Source organism: Moorella humiferrea (genome assembly GCF_039233145.1).
GTDB classification, from domain to species: Bacteria; Bacillota; DSM-521; order Neomoorellales; family Neomoorellaceae; genus Neomoorella; species Neomoorella humiferrea.
Map to the genome: position 1 here is coordinate 680744 of NZ_CP136419.1, position 18301 is coordinate 699044.

An 18301-nucleotide genomic window follows, 5' to 3' on the forward strand; every position below is an offset into this window, starting at 1 on the left:
CGGATGAAGAGGCGCTTTTTATTTGCCCTGGTAGCTAACTTAGCGGTATTTGTCGCCCTGTTGGGGGTCCGGCCGACCAGCTGGCTGGCGTGGTACCAACCGGAAGTTCCTAGAGAATTTTTGAAGTAAATTACTAAAGGGGCCAGGAATAAAACCTGAGTCCCTTTAAAATTAGTCAAATACATTTACCGGCACCCCTGATTTCGTCTGGCAAAAACCGCATTATATCCGCCAAAAACCGCATTGTATCCCAGAAAAAGATCGGATTGGGTATAATGGTAATAAAATGGAAGCAGGAAATGAAAAGGAGTTGATTCCGTTGGTTGCACTACGAAACCCATAGCGATTGAGGTCAGGTTAGTGCTTAAGTAATTTATTATTTCTGGGTAAGTAAATATAATTTAAAATAAAAAGGGGGGCTAAGTGTATGTTTAAGAAGAAGACGGGTGTATTATTAACAGTGTTATCAATAGTTTTGATTGGGATATTTAGCATAAATGCTATTAACAGTGTAACCTATGCCCAGGGACAAAAAACAATAGAGGAATTTTTTCAACCTATAGGTGAATTTATCCAAAGCAACCCTGATTTACTTAGAGATTTAAATAAAACCTTAGAGACGGCAGAAGTATCTCCTGATGAAACTGTTGCATGGGTAAATGAGCTACCTATTACAATAGGAGAATTAGAATTCAGAAGAGGCTTAAATCAAAAAGCTAATAAACGTTACCAAAGCTATACAGAAGTATTTAATGTTTTAGTTGAGGAAAAAATAGTTTTCGATTATGCCATTAAAAACAAGCTATTACCGACTGAAGATGAGGTAAAAAGGTTTATTGCTGAGGAACAAAATCAATATGCCACGAATGACGAGTATAAAACGTTAGTAGACAATTTGTGTAAAGCCGCCAACATGTCTCTTGAGGATTACTGGAACACTTATGAATGGTATAATGCCTTTCGATTATTAACCTTCAGCAAGTCCTTTGCGAATGCAACCAAGGACATAGTTTTTGAGGCAGCAAAGCAACATGAAGAAGAAAAAGCTAAAAAGGAACTGTGGCTTAATATGAAAACCAAATTAAAATATGAGGCTAAAGTGAAAATAAATGAGAAATTTAAAGAGTTCAACTTTGTATTGGACAAATCAAAGTTATATTTATAAGCTAGGGGGTTATCTAGATGATAAATTACAGGAAGCTATTGCTAATTTTAGTCTTTCTCATTCTTATTATTGTTAGTGTTATACCTTTTGCCTACGCAAGTACACTTATTACTACAGGCAATAATTTTTCTCATAGTTCATGGAGCCCTGATTGGGGAATCAAAAATTTTAACTACAGTTTTTCATATGCAGGTGATGCTTTCAGTGGATATGAAGCGGGCAGTTACTATGAAGCAGTAGAAAATCATGATTTCTATGCTTACAAAACCCCTAGTCAGATAATATGGCCTCCTGAGGTGGGTAATGGGTCATGTTCAATTTATAGAGTTGAAATGGTTGATAGTAGCAATAATGTGGACGATTACTTAACTTCAAGCGCTTTTCAAAATGGAAATATAAGAGGGTATATATTGCCTGGTGGGACATATTTTTATTTCGTTAAGAAAAGCACATACTGGCTACAAGTTTTTGCAAGTGATGAATACTATGTAAAAGCCAAAGCGATATTTGAATTAGATAGCGATCAGTGGTATCCTAGTGGGCCTTGGATTGACTCTTCTTCTACAAGCACTTTCTAAGAAGATTCTATATACTCTGTTTAGGTTGAGGAAAGTCTTGGATACTTCTGTACTAACAGTATTAGTCGAAGCGAGACTTCTTGGTCTTTAAGGCTACTGCGTTTGTCAATACAAAAGTGATCCACTATGACAAAGTAAATCTGATCCATTTATGCTAAAGTAAAAGTGATCCACCCTATGTGAAAACGTTGAGGATGAAGGGATGCTGCCTAACCCTTCCCCAGAGAAGGGTTAGGCAGTGCGACCGACGAACAGCCTTTCTAGCCAGCTCTGGCTTTTTGGCGCTGCTTCAGGCGATAGGATTCAGCGTTCATGTTCAAGATGTGGGATTTAAAGGTAACCCGGTCTACCAGGGCTGCCGCCAACATACGGTCGCCGAAAATTTCTTCCCATTTGGAGAAGTCCAGGTTGGTGTTAATAATTACACTGCCGCGCTCACTCCTTTCGGAAATAACTTGAAAGAGGAATTCAGCAAGAGGAACTGCGTTCGGGAAAATACCTTCCCAGTCCCAAAGGAACTACCAAGGATATTTCAATCCAGGGCGGTTCAGGGAAGCGCTTGTGTTAGACTTAGTACCCCAGGAAACGAATTATTATTGCGGTCCCGCTACTGTATATATGATGCTAGATTACCTTGGTGTCACCAATGGTCCTGAAGACCAACCTTTAACTCAGAGTAACCTGGCAAAGTATATGGGAACAAACACACAGGGTACAGATTTCAACAAGATTCCAGTATGCTTAAATGATTGGTGGGGACGACAATGGTATGTAAATAAATGGGCTCCAACTGCCCAGCAAGTTCATGATTATACGAAACTGAATGTTGATTTAAATTACCCTGTGAATTATGATGCCCACACATAGAGCCCCGGAATAAAGAAGGGGGGCTCTTTTCTGTCTTGCCAGCCGCAAACCTCACTTTCAGGAACACCAGAGATGCGGCAGGATTTTCTAGCAGCCGTTTAAAGTCTGGATAGCAAGAACAAGGAAAAATAAACAGAAAACAGCCCCTGGAATCACAGGGAGCTCGAACTAACTTCCCGGCGAAGGATTATAATATCGCCACCGCGGTCGATGAGCCGGGCAGGGACGGTGCTACCGCCCGGCTCAACCACCAGGTAGCAGTTATCTTTAGTGCGGCGGGTGGAAATGCGGGCGGAAAGCTCGCAGAAGGTTTCCCGGTGGCGCTCCAGGGCCCTTTCCCCTTCCGCCAGGCGCAGGGCAAGGGTATCCATATTGAGGAGGCAAGGCAGGACCTGGTTGCCGGCAAGAAGCAGGCGTGTACGGTAATACCCTTCCCGGTATGCCTCAAAACTCTTCACCTTACCGCCGACCACATAGCCCGTACCGCCCTCATCCCTGCTGCGGGGCCGGCGCAGGCGCAAGGGCACTAGGACCAACTCCGGCCCCAGGACAATGGGGGCCAGGTGGCTGCGGCCTTCCCGGGACCAGGCGGTATTATCCTGCCGCCAGGAGACCCCCAGGTGGGCGGCCAGGGCCTTGAGGACGGTTTTCGTCCGGCGGCGGTCGAGGATTTTTTGCCCGTCATCCAGCCAGACCTCGGTGTAGTTACCGCAGTCGTCGCCCGTGCCGTAGACCGGCACCAGGCAGTTAAGATTTTGCCACAAACCTTTCTGTATCCAGCTGACTGCCAAATATACCACCTCCTGACCGGGTTTTATTATAACCGAACAAAACTTCGCTTATCAAGATGGGCTAAATCACGAATCGTCATAAGGACAGGGGCCGGCCTGCGGCCTCCGGCAGGGTATTCAGATTACTGCCCGGCTGCGGCTTTAGCCCGGCGCGGCCCTGTTTAAGGTTTGCACCAGGGCCTGGATGGCCGCCGTGAGATCATCGAGTTTTTTCTCGACGCGGACCAGCAAATAAAAGGCCACAACCATGGGGAAGCCGTAATTGCCGATCTGTACCCACAAATTTTCCATATTAGCCTTCCTCCCCCTCACCGGTAAAGTTCCACTGTTTGACCACCCTTTCCCGGTCCCGACTGGTCAGCTCTTCCCAGGCGGCCGCGCACTCGCCGCAGAGGATGAGGTCGCCTATGAGGGAGGCGTCATCCAGGAGGAGGAGCTTCACTTCCAGGGTCTGCTGGCGGTCACAGCAGTCGCAGCGGCCCCGCCGGGGTCGGGCGAAGTAGCTGAAGTGCACCTTGAGCATACATGGATCTCCCTTCCGCGTAATAAATCGGCACCGGGCGGCGCTGCCGGCGCAGGTCCCGAAGCCTGTCTTAAACCGCATCCGCGGCCGCCGCCCGGTTCAACAAGGCTACAGAACATTAAGCAGCGATGATGTCGGTTACCTCCCTGGTGACGATGCGGGCGCCGACGATGGCCACCAGATCACCGCCGGGCGAGGTAAAGATGTTTTTGGCCAGAATAAGCTCCATGGCGGCCCGGACTTCGGCCTCAGTCAGGTTTTCCCGGGGGTCGATGACCGCCAGGGTGGAGCGGTTGCCGGCGGCGTTCTGGAAAATCAGCTCCAGCCTTTTGGTGATCACGACGTTTCACCTCCCTTCCACCGCGGCGGGGCGGGTGCGCCCCAAAAGGGGCGCCGGCCCGGCCCAAGTTAAACCGCGAGCTTAATCAGCACCTTAAGAGCTGGCACTTAGGTCGTTCTCATTGACGCGGCTAACGGCAATCACGGGGTGGACCTGTAGGCCGCCCAGGGCCTGGGCCACGTCGAAAACGTCCTGATCTGCCGCCCCGGGCTTGACGCGGCTGTAAGAGCGCGTCCGGTACACGGGCTGCCCGTTGGCGTCGGTCCCCACCTGCACCTGGAAGCGCAGGGTAGAGGCCAGGGGTGTGCTGACTACCGGCATTTGTTTCACCTCCCTTCGCACAGCTAAAGCATAGCATGGACGGCGCTAAAAACGAACTATTGTTTGGAGCGAATTACGAAAGGAAGGCAGCCGTAAATTCCCATCCTGCAGGCAAAAGAGAACGGAAGTTCGTCAAATACGAAAGGAAGAAGAACGTATTCGTCGGTGGACCTAGAAAAAACCTGGAAGAAAGCAGGAAAATTGCCATCCGTGTAGAATAAAAGGGAAGTGGACAGAAAGACCTTTAAGGGAAACTGGGAAAATAAACGGCACTCTTGTTGCCAATAAATAACAACGGCCACAAATAAAGACCCGCCGGGCAAAGGTTGCCGTGGTGGGCTTAGGCTATGTGGGCCTTCCCCTGGCCGTGGAGAAAGTAAGGTTAGGCTTAAAAATTCTGGGCGGAACGCTAATTAACATTCGAAAGTTCAGGTGAAATCGACCATGAAAGGCCTCATCCTCTCGGGCGGCAAGGGCACCCGCCTGCGCCCCCTCACTTATACGACAACTAAACAGCTCATCCCCGTGGCCAACCGGCCCATTTTATTTTTTGTCATCGAGCAGGTCGTCCAGGCCGGGATTAGCGACATCGGCATCATCATCTCCCCGGAGACAGGGGAGAGCGTGCGCCAGGCGGTGGGCGACGGCAGCCGCTTCGGCGCGCAGGTGACGTACATACTCCAGGAAAAACCGCTGGGGCTGGCCCACGCGGTGCTTACGGCCCGCGATTTTCTTAAGGACGAGCCCTTCCTCATGTTCCTGGGGGACAACCTCATCCAGGACGGCGTGACCGGCCTGGTAGAGACCTTCCAGAAAGAAACCGCCGACGCCGCCATCCTGCTGAAGGAAGTCCCCGACCCCAGGGCCTTCGGCGTCGCCGTCCTGGACGGGGATGGCCGGGTGACCCGCCTCATTGAGAAACCCAAAGAACCGCCCAGCAACCTGGCCCTGGTAGGCATCTACCTTTTCACCCCGGCCATCCACCGGGCCATTGCCAATATCCGCCCCTCCTGGCGGGGCGAGCTGGAGATCACCGACGCCATCCAGGAGCTCCTCCAGTCCGGCGGCCGGGTCCTGGCCCGCCGGGTGGAAGGCTGGTGGCTGGATACCGGCAAGAAGGACGACATCCTGGAGGCCAACCGGGCCGTCCTGGACGCCTACGCCCGCACCGCCATCGAAGGAGAAGTCGACGCCGGGAGCCATATCGCCGGCAGGGTCGCCATCGGCCCCGGCAGCAAGGTAAAGAACACCACCATCCGCGGGCCAGCTGTCATCGGCAAAGGCGTGACCCTGGAAGACTGCTTCATCGGCCCCTTCACGGCCATCGGCGACGGCAGCACCCTGACCAGGGTGGGTCTGGAGCACTCCGTGGTCCTGGAAGGCTGCGTTTTAAGCGACATCCCCCGCATTGAGGACAGCCTCATCGGCCGCAACACCCGCGTCCGCCGCGCCGGCGACGGCCGCCAGGCCCTGCGCCTCTTCCTTGGGGACGACGCGGAGGTCGCTGTTTAAACCGGAAAGAAAGAAGGATAGAATTATGGAACTTATCGACGGCGTAAAATTGCGGCAACTGCGCCTTATCCCCGACAGCCGGGGTTACCTCATGGAGATGCTCCGCCGCGACTGGGAAGAATTCATGCAGTTCGGCCAGGCCTACATCACCGCCTGCTACCCCGGCGTCATCAAAGCCTGGCACTACCATAAACTGCAGTGGGACCATTTTGTCTGCGTCAGCGGCATGGCCCGGGTGGTCCTCTACGACGACCGGGAAGGCAGCCCCACCAGGGGGCTGGTCAACGAGTTTCACATCGGCTGCTTAAACCCGGTGCTCTTAAAAATCCCGCCCCTGGTCTACCACGGCTTCACCGCCGAAGGACCGGAGACGGCTTTAATCGTCAATTTTCCCACCGAGCTCTACAACTACCAGCAGCCGGACGAGTACCGCCGGCCCTACAACGACCCGGCCATCCCCTACACCTGGGAGGTAAAGCATGGCTAAATTCCTCATAACCGGAGCCGGGGGCATGCTGGGTCAGGCCGTAACCCGGGAATTCCAGGGCCGTAACCACACGGTTACGGCTCTAAGTCATGCCTGGCTGGACATAACCGACCTGGCAGCAGTCAAGCAGGCCCTGGTAGAATACACCCCGGAAGTCATAATAAACTGCGCCGCCTACACCAAAGTCGACCAGGCCGAGACCGATTACGAAGCGGCCGTACAAGTTAACGCCCTGGGCGTAAGGAATCTCGCCCTGGCCTGCAAAGAGACAGGTGCCGTGCTGGTCCACATCAGCACCGATTACGTCTTCGACGGGCAAAAAAATGAGCCCTGGAATATCTATGACACGAGGCATCCCATTAACGCCTACGGCCGCAGCAAGTACCTGGGGGAGCGCTTCCTGGAAACCATAGCGCCCCGTTATTACCTGGTTCGCACCTCCTGGCTCTTCGGCCCCGGCGGCCCGAACTTTGTCGAAACCATCCTGAAACTGGCCCGGGAAAAGGAAACCCTTACCGTAGTCGACGACCAGTGGGGCTGTCCCACTTATACAATTGACCTGGCCCGCGCCCTGGCCGGCCTGGTGGCAAGCGGCTGCTACGGCGTGTACCATATCACCAACCAGGGAGCCACCACCTGGTACCGCTTTGCCCGGGAAATCCTGGCCGCGGCAGGTGTTAAGACCAACATTAAACCCGTTACCACCGCCGCATTCCCGCGCCCGGCCCGGCGCCCGGCTTACTCGGTGCTGGACCCCTTTCCGTTAAAAGAAACTATTGGCTACCTCCTGCCACCCTGGCAGGACGCATTGATGCGCTACTTTGCTGAAAGGAGAAACACGGATTGGTAAAGCTGTTAGTCACCGGCGGCGCTGGCTTTATCGGCTCTAACTTTATCCGGCACATATTAAAAGAGCATCCCGACTGGTACATAGTCAACCTGGACAAGCTCACCTATGCCGGCAACCTGGAAAACCTGAAGGACGTAGAGGACAACCCTTGCTATCGCTTTGTCCGTGGGGACATAGCCGACCGGGAGCTGGTCGACCGTCTTTTCCGGGAGGAAAAATTCGATCTCGTCGCCAACCTGGCCGCCGAGTCCCATGTGGACCGCAGCATCCTCGACCCGGCGCCCTTTATCGAGACCAACATCAAGGGCACCCAGGTGCTGCTGGAGGCCGCCCGGCAGCACGGCGTCCGGAAATTCCTCCAGGTATCCACCGATGAGGTCTACGGCTCCCTGCAGCCGGACGACCCGCCCTTCACCGAAGCAAGCCCCATCCGGCCCAACAGCCCCTACTCGGCCAGCAAAGCGGCGGCAGATCTCTTCTGCCGGGCTTACTTTCGTACCTACGGCGTGCCCGTAGTTATAACCCGGTGCTCCAACAACTACGGCCCCTACCAGTTCCCGGAAAAGTTCATACCGGTGTGCATTACCAATGCGCTAGAAGGAAAGCCCATCCCCATGTATGGCGATGGCTTAAATATCCGGGACTGGATACACGTAGAAGATCACTGCCAGGCCCTGGACCTGGTATTACAGAAGGGCAGGCCGGGTGAGGTTTACAACATAGGCGCCAGCAACGAGCACACGAATCTAGAGATCGTGAAAACCATTTTAAAGCTCATGGGCAAACCCGAAAGCCTAATCACCTTTGTTAAGGACCGGCCCGGGCATGATAGGCGTTACGCCATTGACGCAAAGAAAATCCGGCAGGAGCTGGGCTGGGCACCTGCCAGGGACTTTGTCAGCGGCCTTGAGGAACTGATCCACTGGTACACTATAAACACATCCTGGTGGGAACGAGTAAAGAGCGGCGAGTACCGGGAATATGCGGAAAAATGGTATGGGTCTTTGGCCAAGTAAACCGAAAATAATACTTAGGAGCAACCGCCATGTGGGGTCGCCTTAAAGAAATATATACCTACCGTGAGATGCTACTAAATCTTGTCGCCAAAGAATTGCGGGCGAGATACAAAGGTTCGGTCCTGGGCTTCTTCTGGACCTTTTTTAACCCGCTCCTTATGTTAATAGTTTACAGCATCGTTTTCTCCTTTATTATGCGGTCGAACATAAAAAACTACGCCATGTTCCTTTTTGTAGCGCTCCTTCCCTGGAATTACTTATCTAGCTCCATCCTCCAGGGGGCGGCAAGCCTCGTGCAGAACGCAGGGCTGATAAAGAAAGTATACTTCCCCCGGGAGGTGTTACCCCTCTCGGTGGTGCTGGCCAATCTAGTGAACTACCTTTTAAGTCTACTTATACTTATACCGGCCCTTTTGCTCTTTAAAGTGCGGATGACGAGCGTCCTTCTAGCCTTTCCTTTAGTTCTTTTTACCGAAACTCTTCTCGTGGCTTCCCTGACCCTTTTAGTCGCGGTGGGCAATGTCTACTTCCGGGACCTGGAGCATATAACCGGGGTCTTCATGACCGTATGGTTTTTCCTCACCCCGGTCCTCTACCCGGTGGAAATGGTACCTACTGACGTAAGAAAATTTTTCGCTCTAAACCCGGCAGCCCCTCTTATCGAGGCCTACCGGGACATATTTTTCGAGGGCACCTGGCCTGACTGGCGGATGCTCCTTTACCTCGCCTTAGGCTACTTTTTATTTTTCTGTATAAGCCTTTTAGCCTTTGAGCGCTGGCAGCGGGCCGTAGCAGAAGAAGTATAGGAAAGATAAGGGAAGGGTCTGGCTTGGCAAAAGAAGCTAAAGAAGTGGCTATAGAAGTAAAAGATGTATGGAAAAAATTCCGCCTTTATCACGACAAAGCTTATAGCCTAAAGGAAAGGGTTCTCTTCTGGGGACGAAATAAGGCCGAAGATTTCTGGGCCTTAAAAGGGATAAACTTAAGTGTAGCCAAAGGCAGCACCGTAGGGCTTATAGGCCGCAATGGCTCAGGCAAAAGCACCCTTTTAAAAATTATAAGCCGCATCCTTTACCCCACCCGGGGGGGGGTAAAAGTAAACGGCCGGGTTTCCACTCTCTTGGAGCTGGGGGCTGGCTTCCACCCGGATTTCACCGGCCGGGAAAATATTTTCTTAAACGCCTCTATCCTGGGGCTTAGCCGCAAGGAAGTAAAAGAGCGCCTTAACGACATAATTTCCTTTGCCGAACTCGGCGACTTTATCGACAACCCCGTACGCAACTACTCTTCCGGGATGTACATGCGGCTGGGCTTTGCTGTGGCCGTGCACGTGGACCCGGAAATCTTACTTATAGATGAAGTTCTGGCTGTGGGAGACCTGGCTTTTCAGGAGAAATGTTTGGCCAGGATAAAGGAATTACAGAAAAAGGGGACTACCATTATTTTTGTTACCCACTCACCCCAGCAAGTCGAGGAACTATGCGACCTGGCCGTGTGGCTTGACAAGGGAGAAATAAAAATGCAGGGCCCGGCCAGGGAGGTTATTGTGGCTTATGAGGAATCTCTTAGATAATTATCCAGGAAAAAAGGCATTGGAAGGCAAAGAAGAGGCTGGGCTAGCAGGGTAATATTTCTAGAACAGACAAATATTTACAAAATTGGTGTTCGCCCTTGTTTACGGAGGGCTTGAGAGTGATGGAGGACAAAATCGGAGTAGGTGTCATTGGCTGAGGTTATATGATTGGGAAACAGACGGGGGAGTTATCTTGGAGGCCTATAGTGAGATTTATTTACTGCATGCATAGCAGACAAAAGTCGTTGTGTTCTGGCGAGGAAGGAGAATGGGCAATTCAAGTCGCTGAAGCAGCATACATCAATGTTATGGGCCAGATAGCGGACTTGCCTTTAAAAGAGGTCGACATTGCTGCGGGAAGGGGGCATCGATATTGGCAACGAGCGAATTCAACCTATCAAGTTGCCCATACTGTTCAAATGGAAATTTCATCGACAGACCATTCAGACGCGGCGACGGAATACCTGTCTATCTGTGTCTGCGGTGTGGCCTGATGTGGGCAGCGGAAATTTCCAGCACGCTAGCCTCTATATACGATTCTTCATATTTTGAGAAGCCACAACTTTCAAAGGATGAGACTCCAGCGGTAGGCTATGCTGCGTATGGCGACTTGCTCCCAGTAGATTTTCTATGGCAACAGGCTCTTGTGAAGCTGTTCGCTGGGGAAACACGGGGTACATTGCTGGATTTGGGGTGTGCTACAGGACGATTTTTAATGCTTGCAGAAGAACTCGGCTTCCAGAGCTTGGGCGTTGAAATAGCTAGCAGTGTTGCAGAAGTTGCTGTCAAGGCCGGGCTGCGCGTGATAAATCAGCCCGTGGAAGTGCAACAGTTTGATGAAGGGCAGTTTGATTTAATTACAGCATGGGACTTTTTTGAACACATTCTTGATTTTCGAAATCTCCTCGAAAAGTGCTACCGTTGGCTCAAACCAGGGGGTCTAATACTCTTCTCTACACCAGATGCCGGAGCCGATATTGTCAAGCTTAGAAAGGATCGATGGGTTGGTTTTCGTTCTTCACTCGAACATGTTTTATACCTCACCTCCCCATTCCTTTGTCGTGCTTTTAATGATGTATTTGGGTGTGTTCCGCTATTGGTTTCTTTCACTTACGGAGGTGATTACGCTACACTTGTAGGGATTGCCCGGAAAGGCGGATTACGTCCTGCTGACTGGGAAGTTGCCAACTGGCTTCAGAACCGTACTTTTCCGGTTGATGAGGGATTGTTTCAACGGTACAGTGAACCATTGTCAGAGATTTACTTACATTTCCAACAAATTGAGGCACTGAAACGAATGAGCTTTTATTTTGACGGTGACAATCTTCAAGAGATACAAATGGTAGTTCAAGCAGGAATTCATATTCTCGAAGGCCGCATTGACGATGCGATTGCGACTCTTAGACTTGCGGCTCAAGCAAATTGGTCTGATTCCAAGGTATGGCAAAGGTTATGTAAAGCATACGAAATACATAGTGACACAATCAATACAAAGATGACAACTGAGTACCAAGCAATTAAACATGAAAAAGACCGTATACTGCAAGTATTCCAATATCAAATTTTAGAAAAAGAACGCATGATAGAAGAGTTAGAAAAACAAATAAAAGAAAAGATGCAGCTAGTGGAAAATTTGCGGGCTGAGGCGGCTGAGAAAGAGGGAGCAATCCATCAACTGCGGGAGCAATTAGCTGATAAAGAACATGCATTACAAGAAGTTAAAGGATTTCTGCATCAGATACAACAAAGGTTCACCTGGAAACGATACAGGGTAGCTGATGCCATCATTGCGCTATATTGGTACTTTTGTCATCCGAAGCAATTACTGCAAAAGGTTAAAGATATAGCATGGAAAACAGGCCGGAAGTGGCTTCCAACTTCTGTAAAGTTCTGGATTAAAAGAGTAATACTACGCCAACCAGCGCCCTCGTGGACTCCGCCAGAGCTGCTTCGTGATGAGAAGGGAGATGGCGAAAAAAGGAGGCATCCTTATTCAGAATTACAAGCTGTTAAAACTGCTTGTTACGATGTTATTGTTTTCCCTATAATCGATTGGGGGTTTAGGTTCCAACGCCCGCAGCATCTCGCAAGAAGATTTGCAAGAAAAGGTCACCGTGTTTTTTACCTAAAAACAACATTCAATCCGAAAAGTGATGTTAGCGCCACAGTCAAAATGCTAGAAAAAAATATTGCGGAGGTAGAACTTCCAGGTTCCCCTAAATTAAATGTTTATCGTAATCAAGTAGATGCTTCTACTTTGCAAAGGTGGGTAGATTCCTTCGAATACTTGCGTCGGCACTACAGTATAGTAGAGGCCATTTGTCTCGTTCAATTACCATTTTGGCAACCAGTAGCTTTTCGCTTACGAGAGCAGTTTGGATGGAAAGTGGTTTACGACTGTATGGATGAACATGGAGGATTTTCAACCAATAGTCCTGCAATGCTCACTTTGGAGGAAAATCTCAGCTCCGGGAGCGATTTGATTCTAGCAACCTCGCAAAAACTGTTGGAAAAGCAAAAGGGTTACTCCTCAAATTGCTTGCTCGTACCCAACGCGTGCGAGTTTGAACATTTCAGTGTTAGCTTTAAAACTCTACCTCACGAAATAGCCCCCTTATCGAGGCCTATCATCGGGTATTATGGTGCTATCTCCGATTGGTTTGATTCCAAATTGGTTGCGAGAATGGCACGCCTGAAACCTGATTGGAGTTTTGTATTAATTGGGAGCACCTTTGGAGCTAACCTGGCTCCGTTCACTGATCTCAAGAATGTTTATTTATTCGGAGAAAAGCCCTACCAAGAACTCCCAGCCTATTTGCATGCTTTTGATGCGTGCATAATTCCTTTTAAGCGGACGCCCCTGACGGAAGCCACAAATCCCGTTAAATTTTATGAATACCTAAGCGCGGGCAAGCCCGTAGTATCCGTACCTCTCCCAGAGGTTGCTTTATATGAAGCGGAAAAGCTTGTGTATCTGGCAAGCACCCCAGAAGAGTTTATAGAAAAAATTGAGCGGGCATTACAGGAAAATAGCGCCGAGATGGTGGCGGCTCGCCAGCGCTTTGCTCAACAAAATACATGGGAGGAGCGCTTTGCCCGTATTGAACCCGCCATTCAGAATCTATATCCTAAAGTTAGCATTATTATACTTACTCACAACAATATTCATTTTACCAGATTATGTGTAAACAGTATCTACCGGAATACCCTTTGGCCAAACTTTGAGTTGATTATTGTTGATAATGCCTCAACCGACGGTACCCGCGAATATTTGAAAGAGTTGGTACAACAGCATTCAAACATTCGGTTAATCTTAAATGAACATAATGAGGGATTTGCACGCGCCAATAACCAGGGCATTCGAGCTTCTACGGGCGAATATATAGTACTGCTCAACAACGATACCATCGTGACTAGGGGCTGGCTCGGGAGGCTCATCCGACACTTGGAGCGTGATCTTAACATCGGGATGGTCGGACCGGTAACTAACTCGGCCGGAAATGAGGCTAAAATCGACGTAAACTATTCTAGTATAGAAGAGATGGAATCATTTGCGGAACGCCGTTCACATGAATACGAAGGTAAATACTTTGACATTAAAATGCTAGCCCTATTTTGTACAGCGATGCGGCGCAGATTATTTGACGAAATAGGACTTTTAGATGAACGCTTTGAAGTCGGGATGTTCGAAGACGATGATTTAGCATTACGAGTTAGACAAGCAGGTTACAAGATAATTTGCGTTGAGGATGTCTTTATTCATCATTTTCACAGCGCCACATTTAAGCTGTACGGTGAACAAGAGTACTTGCGCTTGTTTGAGGCTAATCGGAAGAGATTTGAGGAAAAATGGGGTATTCGCTGGGAACCCCATAGATATCGAGAGAGAAAATATGTATAAGAATTGTGCGAACTGTAAAACTCAGAGGTTTATGAGAAGGTAAAATAAGTTTTTGCCCAAATTAGATCATAACGATTATGTAAAAAGCTGGGAAGGAGGAAGATAGATGCGAGTGCTGGCCATTGTACCAGCTTACAACGAGGAGGGGAATATCGACCAGGTGGTTAAAAGCATTCGCCGGGCACAGCCGGAGATAGATATTGTGGTGGTCAACGATGGTTCTTCTGACGGGACGTCCCGCTTGGCTCGCAGGGCCGGGGCCACCGTACTGGACCTGCCAGTAAACTTAGGCATTGGGGGAGCGGTACAAACGGGATACAAATACGCCGAGGTGCACGGTTATGATGTGGCCGTACAAATAGACGGGGATGGCCAGCATGATCCACGTGACGTGACCCGCTTGCTGGAGGTTCTGGCCCGCGGCGAAGCCGATATGGTCATCGGTTCCCGCTTTGTCACCGATACTGGTTACCAGCCTCCCCTCGACCGGAAAGTAGGTATGAAGATATTTTCTTTCTTGATAAGCAAAATTATCCGCCAACCCATCCGAGATACCACCTCGGGCTACCGAGCCGTCAACCGTCGGGTGATCGGTTTATTCGCTCGAGAATACCCCACCGACTACCCAGAGGTGGAAGTCCTGGTCTTGTTGCACCGGTACGGCTTCCGCATAAAGGAGGTACCGGTAACCATGGCCTATCGGCAAAGCGGCTCTTCCTCCATTACCCTTTGGCGCTCGATATATTATGTGGCCAAGGTGTTACTGGCCATTCTAGTCATGCTTACCAGACCACGGACAGGGAGTGTATTCCATGAGTTTTAACGTTTACCTGCTCTCCATACTTTTTTCGGGCGTGTTTTTAATCATCACCCTCGGCCTGGTGCGCAAAAAGCATCTTAAAGAACAATATTCCTTGATGTGGATCCTGGTGGCCGCACTAATGTTTTTGGTTTCCCTGAACCCCTCCGTGGTAGAAACCGCGGCCCGCTGGCTGGATGTTAAGTATGCTCCCTCCATGCTGTTTCTCTTTGGTCTTGTTTTTGCTTTCGTCCTAACCCTGCATTTAACGGTGGTAGTTTCCCGCTTATCGGAAAAAGTTGTGCACTTGACCCAAGAAGTGGCCCTGCTGCGCCACGAAGTGTATCGGCATGACCCAGGGAATAGGGAAGGTTCAGCCAGCGGAGAACAACCTGCAATTTAAATAGGAATAGTCATCCAGGACACCAAAAGCCGCGGTTAACCATCGGCCAAGGAGGAGTTACTTTTAATGGCTGTATACGGGTTAATCTTACTCAATGTCGTTTTGTTGGTATCCGGCCAGGTATTTTGGAAGCTCGGACTGGATCGTTTGGGCGGGCTTTCCGTACAAAATTGGACTGGCGTCTTTATTTCTCCTTTCATCTGGAGCGGGATCGTTTTATATGTCTTGGCCACCGTTGTTTGGTTTATCGTTTTATCCCGAGCTAATTTAAGCGTGGCTTACCCCATGCAAAGCATTGCCTACGTTTTCGGTATGCTGGCCGGGCTGTTTATCTTTCAGGAAAGCATTACACCTCTGGCTTGGCTAGGAATGGTCCTAGTTATGACAGGTGTGACATTAATTGGCTTGCGTTAAGTGAAGTGACTGGGATGTGAATAAGTATACGAAATATAGAAAATTTTTGTCTTTTATAACAATTACCATATCGCTGTCATACCTACGTAGATATTCCTGTCTAATAAGGTGAGGAAAGTTGGACAATAATTACTTCAACAATGGTTATCTTATAGCTGCGTTGGATATTCAGGAGGAGCCAAAATGATCGAATTTGGGTTATTACATTATATAGTGATAACTGGGTTAGGGCTTATTAGTTATCTGTTAGGAAGAGAGCTTTTGATAAAGGTAAAGTTCGCCTCGATTTGGGAGGAAATTGTTTTTTCGATAAGTTTGGGCCTCGGAAGTATTAGTTATTTGGTTTTAACTCTAGGTGTTTTAGGCCTGATAAACCGTTCAAACTTATTGGTTATATTTTTAAAACTTATAGCCGTTTCAGTTTTATACCCACCAATTCGGACTTTTTGGTTATATAAGTTGACCGCCTTTCAGAAAAGAGTTGGAATCCTTAAGAAGAAAAGCGGCGTTAAATATTTAATTTTTATTTTTATAAGTATTATCGTTTTACTACCTATAATGCTGATGCCTCTATATCCACCAATAGCTTGGGATTCGATAGAGTATCATTTAGCTGTTGCCAAAATATATGCCCATGAACATCATATTAAGCCAACACCTTTTTTACGCTTCCCATTTTTTCCGCAAACTAATGAAATGCTTTTTACTTTAATGTTGATAATCTTCGATGACATCACAGCACAATTAGTTCAGTTTTTGATGATGGTTCTAGTTGCGATTGCATTATATTCCTGGGGGCATCGTAGCTTTTCTTCAAGGGTAGGCTTGTGGGCTACAGCGCTTTGGCTTGGAACCCCACTGGTACTTTGGCTTGGAAGTTCGGCCTATATTGACGTCGGGTTAACGTTGTTCGTAACACTGGCGGTTTACAGTTTATGGAATTGGCTCTATTCTAAAGAATGGAACTGGCTTATATTGGCTGGAGTCTTCGTTGGCTTCGCCGCTAGCTCCAAGTATTCTGCCCTTGTTTTTCTTGGACTCTTGGGGATCATCGTCTTTTACATTAGTATAAGGGAGCGCCGATACTTAGCTCCCTTGGTCTTCGTAACTATAGCTACTGCTATAGCAGCCCCTTGGTATTTACGTAATTTCTATTACACCGGTAATCCCGTTTTTCCCTTTTTATCCTCGCTATTTGGCAATAATTATTTATATACTGCTGAAGATCTAAAAGCGCTTTTATATGATTTACAACATGCACATGGTATTGGGCGTAGTCTTACCGCGTTAATTACGCTCCCGTGGCATCTGGCTTTTAATCAGGACGTCTTTATTATGGAGGCTCCGCTTTCTAAAACTTATTTTTTTGCAATACCGATATTATTAGTCTTTAGTATCTACAGCACCAAAATCAGGGGTATTCTAGCTCTAATTCTGGCTTACTTCCTTTTCTGGTTTTTCAGTGCTCAAATCTTGCGTTATTTATTACCAATAATTCCATTACTTAGTTTATTAACGGCAGCAGTAGTAGAACGTTTCTTTCTCTGGTTACCTTTTTTGCAAAGATGGTCGGTTCATTCGTTCATTACTGGCATAATGGCAATATTTCTGGTATCACCGGGATGGCTTTATGCGACGCATAAAGTGTTAGAACAGGGACCTGTACCAGTAACGCAAGATCAACGAGACACCTATTTAGCACGGCATCTACTCTCTTATCCTGCTTATAAATTTTTAAACGACCTCAAAGGAAGTAAGTATACCCTATATGCTTTGTACGATGAAAATATGGCCTATTTTGCTGATGGACAATTTATGGGTGACTGGTTTGGCCCAGCACGTTACTCCCGGATTTCAAGTAAGCTGGCTGATTCGCAGGCTTTATACGAAGAGCTTAAAACATTAGGGGCAAATTATATCCTAATTAATAAACAGCGTAGCAGGTTGGAGTTACCTGATGACAAATTTTTTCAGAACCATTTCAAACTTATTTATGCACGGGCCTATGTTTTACTATTTGAGCTGAGCGAAAAACCTTTAAAACGTAAATTGGGACCGGAACTGTTAAAGAACTCAGGTTTTGAGAATTTGGAAGGGGAACAACCAAGTAGCTGGCAACATGTAGGTAAACCTGCAATTGATACATCTGGTCTCCGTAGCCATAGTGGGTTTGTTGCCGTACGTGGTGAGGGTGCCGAAAACGTCTTTTATCAAACTGTGCCAGTGAAGCCTGGGGGACTTTATCTGCTGAGTTACTACGCGCGTGCAAACAGGCAGGGACAGATGGCGAGGTTACAGGTTAATTGGTCAAATGCACAAGGAGGATTTCTCAAAACGGATATAGAACTTGTCGAAATTGGAGCCGACTGGAAGCAATATGAGATGACGGTAACAGCGCCTTCACAAGCGGCTTTTGCAACAGTCTATGTTAGTCCTCATGAACAGAGCTCAGTATGGTTTGATGACCTCTCTTTCGTGGAGGTAACATACACTACTGAAGGAAAAACGTCAGAAGCCTCGCCACTAGATACTAACTTTAGTTCCTAAAATAATAGCCCAAGTTAGAATGAAATCTTCAGGTGGGGATAGGTTCATATAGGAATAGCAGGTCTATCAATAAATCTTCAAACCGGTTGAGAAAAAGAATCTTGAATTTACTAATACATTTACATTTATTAGTTGAGCAGGAGGAACTCAGGAGGTAACAAGGAATTCCAGAAGGGAGTAGCGGCCTTTTACCTTAATAACTAAATTAACCTCG

The 18301-nt window shown here is 48.3% G+C and carries 21 protein-coding genes; 15 read left to right on the forward strand and 6 right to left on the reverse strand.

Features of this window, described 5'->3' with window-relative positions:
* Window positions 1-3: 3 nt before the first annotated feature.
* The 3 genes from MHFGQ_RS03445 (at window position 4) to MHFGQ_RS03455 (ending at window position 1743) form a co-directional block, all read left to right on the forward strand.
* Window positions 4-129, forward strand: a complete 126-nt coding sequence (locus MHFGQ_RS03445; RefSeq protein WP_170066312.1) for a cyclic lactone autoinducer peptide — start codon at window positions 4-6, stop codon at window positions 127-129.
* 298 nt (window positions 130-427) lie between these two features.
* Window positions 428-1165: a hypothetical protein gene (locus MHFGQ_RS03450; RefSeq protein WP_106005719.1), complete on the forward strand. Its 738-nt coding sequence runs from the start codon at window positions 428-430 to the stop codon at window positions 1163-1165.
* Window positions 1166-1182: 17 nt separating this feature from the next.
* A complete protein-coding gene (locus tag MHFGQ_RS03455) occupies window positions 1183-1743 on the forward strand; it encodes a hypothetical protein (RefSeq protein ID WP_106005720.1) in 561 nt (186 codons plus the stop codon).
* A 260-nt stretch (window positions 1744-2003) separates the two neighbouring features.
* Here MHFGQ_RS03455 and MHFGQ_RS03460 read toward each other — a convergent pair whose 3' ends face one another.
* A complete protein-coding gene (locus MHFGQ_RS03460; RefSeq protein WP_211292916.1) occupies window positions 2004-2240 on the reverse strand; it encodes an ATP-binding protein in 237 nt (78 codons plus the stop codon).
* 124 nt (window positions 2241-2364) lie between these two features.
* On the opposite strand from MHFGQ_RS03460, the gene MHFGQ_RS13930 reads away from it, so the two are divergent.
* Window positions 2365-2610, forward strand: a complete 246-nt coding sequence (locus MHFGQ_RS13930; protein WP_425463820.1) for a hypothetical protein — start codon at window positions 2365-2367, stop codon at window positions 2608-2610.
* Window positions 2611-2762: 152 nt separating this feature from the next.
* Here the strand turns inward: MHFGQ_RS13930 and MHFGQ_RS03465 are convergent, their stop codons facing one another.
* From MHFGQ_RS03465 to MHFGQ_RS03485, 5 genes are all read right to left on the reverse strand, one after another.
* The gene (locus tag MHFGQ_RS03465) at window positions 2763-3401 is read right to left on the reverse strand and encodes a hypothetical protein (protein WP_106005722.1); all 639 of its coding nucleotides are present in this window, start codon (window positions 3399-3401) and stop codon (window positions 2763-2765) included.
* A gap of 141 nt (window positions 3402-3542) precedes the next feature.
* The gene (locus MHFGQ_RS03470) at window positions 3543-3692 is read right to left on the reverse strand and encodes a YvrJ family protein (protein WP_106005723.1); all 150 of its coding nucleotides are present in this window, start codon (window positions 3690-3692) and stop codon (window positions 3543-3545) included.
* A gap of 1 nt (window position 3693) precedes the next feature.
* A complete protein-coding gene (locus MHFGQ_RS03475) occupies window positions 3694-4005 on the reverse strand; it encodes a hypothetical protein (protein ID WP_170066314.1) in 312 nt (103 codons plus the stop codon).
* Window positions 4006-4042: 37 nt separating this feature from the next.
* Window positions 4043-4264 (reverse strand): DUF2922 domain-containing protein, encoded by a 222-nt coding sequence (locus MHFGQ_RS03480; RefSeq protein ID WP_106005725.1) that lies wholly within the window; start codon window positions 4262-4264, stop codon window positions 4043-4045.
* A gap of 93 nt (window positions 4265-4357) precedes the next feature.
* Window positions 4358-4585 (reverse strand): DUF1659 domain-containing protein, encoded by a 228-nt coding sequence (locus tag MHFGQ_RS03485; protein WP_106005726.1) that lies wholly within the window; start codon window positions 4583-4585, stop codon window positions 4358-4360.
* A 444-nt stretch (window positions 4586-5029) separates the two neighbouring features.
* Here MHFGQ_RS03485 and MHFGQ_RS03490 point away from each other — a divergent pair, with 444 nt between their 5' ends.
* The 11 genes from MHFGQ_RS03490 to MHFGQ_RS03540 all read left to right on the forward strand — a co-directional run bounded on the left by MHFGQ_RS03490 (window position 5030) and on the right by MHFGQ_RS03540 (window position 18087).
* Window positions 5030-6097 carry a glucose-1-phosphate thymidylyltransferase gene (locus MHFGQ_RS03490; protein ID WP_106005728.1) on the forward strand — a complete coding sequence of 356 codons (1068 nt, stop codon included), beginning with the start codon at window positions 5030-5032 and terminating at the stop codon, window positions 6095-6097.
* A gap of 25 nt (window positions 6098-6122) precedes the next feature.
* A complete protein-coding gene (locus MHFGQ_RS03495) occupies window positions 6123-6584 on the forward strand; it encodes a dTDP-4-dehydrorhamnose 3,5-epimerase family protein (protein ID WP_106005729.1) in 462 nt (153 codons plus the stop codon).
* On the forward strand, window positions 6577-7434 hold the full coding sequence (gene rfbD, locus MHFGQ_RS03500; protein ID WP_106005730.1) for a dTDP-4-dehydrorhamnose reductase: 858 nt from the start codon (window positions 6577-6579) through the stop codon (window positions 7432-7434). Before MHFGQ_RS03495 ends, rfbD begins: the two co-directional genes overlap by 8 nt.
* On the forward strand, window positions 7428-8450 hold the full coding sequence (gene rfbB / locus MHFGQ_RS03505) for a dTDP-glucose 4,6-dehydratase (protein ID WP_106005731.1): 1023 nt from the start codon (window positions 7428-7430) through the stop codon (window positions 8448-8450). The genes rfbD and rfbB overlap by 7 nt, the downstream gene beginning before the upstream one ends.
* A gap of 29 nt (window positions 8451-8479) precedes the next feature.
* Complete coding sequence (locus MHFGQ_RS03510) at window positions 8480-9256, forward strand: ABC transporter permease (protein WP_106005732.1); 777 nt, start codon at window positions 8480-8482, stop codon at window positions 9254-9256.
* A gap of 23 nt (window positions 9257-9279) precedes the next feature.
* Window positions 9280-10023: an ABC transporter ATP-binding protein gene (locus MHFGQ_RS03515; RefSeq protein WP_106005733.1), complete on the forward strand. Its 744-nt coding sequence runs from the start codon at window positions 9280-9282 to the stop codon at window positions 10021-10023.
* Between the two features lie 493 nt (window positions 10024-10516).
* Window positions 10517-13924 (forward strand): glycosyltransferase, encoded by a 3408-nt coding sequence (locus tag MHFGQ_RS03520; protein WP_106005735.1) that lies wholly within the window; start codon window positions 10517-10519, stop codon window positions 13922-13924.
* Window positions 13925-14030: 106 nt separating this feature from the next.
* Window positions 14031-14747, forward strand: coding sequence for a glycosyltransferase family 2 protein (locus MHFGQ_RS03525; protein WP_106005736.1), 717 nt, complete (start codon window positions 14031-14033; stop codon window positions 14745-14747).
* The gene (locus tag MHFGQ_RS03530) at window positions 14737-15126 is read left to right on the forward strand and encodes a DUF2304 domain-containing protein (RefSeq protein WP_106005737.1); all 390 of its coding nucleotides are present in this window, start codon (window positions 14737-14739) and stop codon (window positions 15124-15126) included. Before MHFGQ_RS03525 ends, MHFGQ_RS03530 begins: the two co-directional genes overlap by 11 nt.
* A gap of 66 nt (window positions 15127-15192) precedes the next feature.
* Window positions 15193-15540, forward strand: a complete 348-nt coding sequence (locus MHFGQ_RS03535; RefSeq protein WP_106005738.1) for an EamA family transporter — start codon at window positions 15193-15195, stop codon at window positions 15538-15540.
* 183 nt (window positions 15541-15723) lie between these two features.
* Window positions 15724-18087 (forward strand): glycosyltransferase family 39 protein, encoded by a 2364-nt coding sequence (locus tag MHFGQ_RS03540; protein WP_106005739.1) that lies wholly within the window; start codon window positions 15724-15726, stop codon window positions 18085-18087.
* The last annotated feature ends 214 nt before the right edge of the window (window positions 18088-18301 follow it).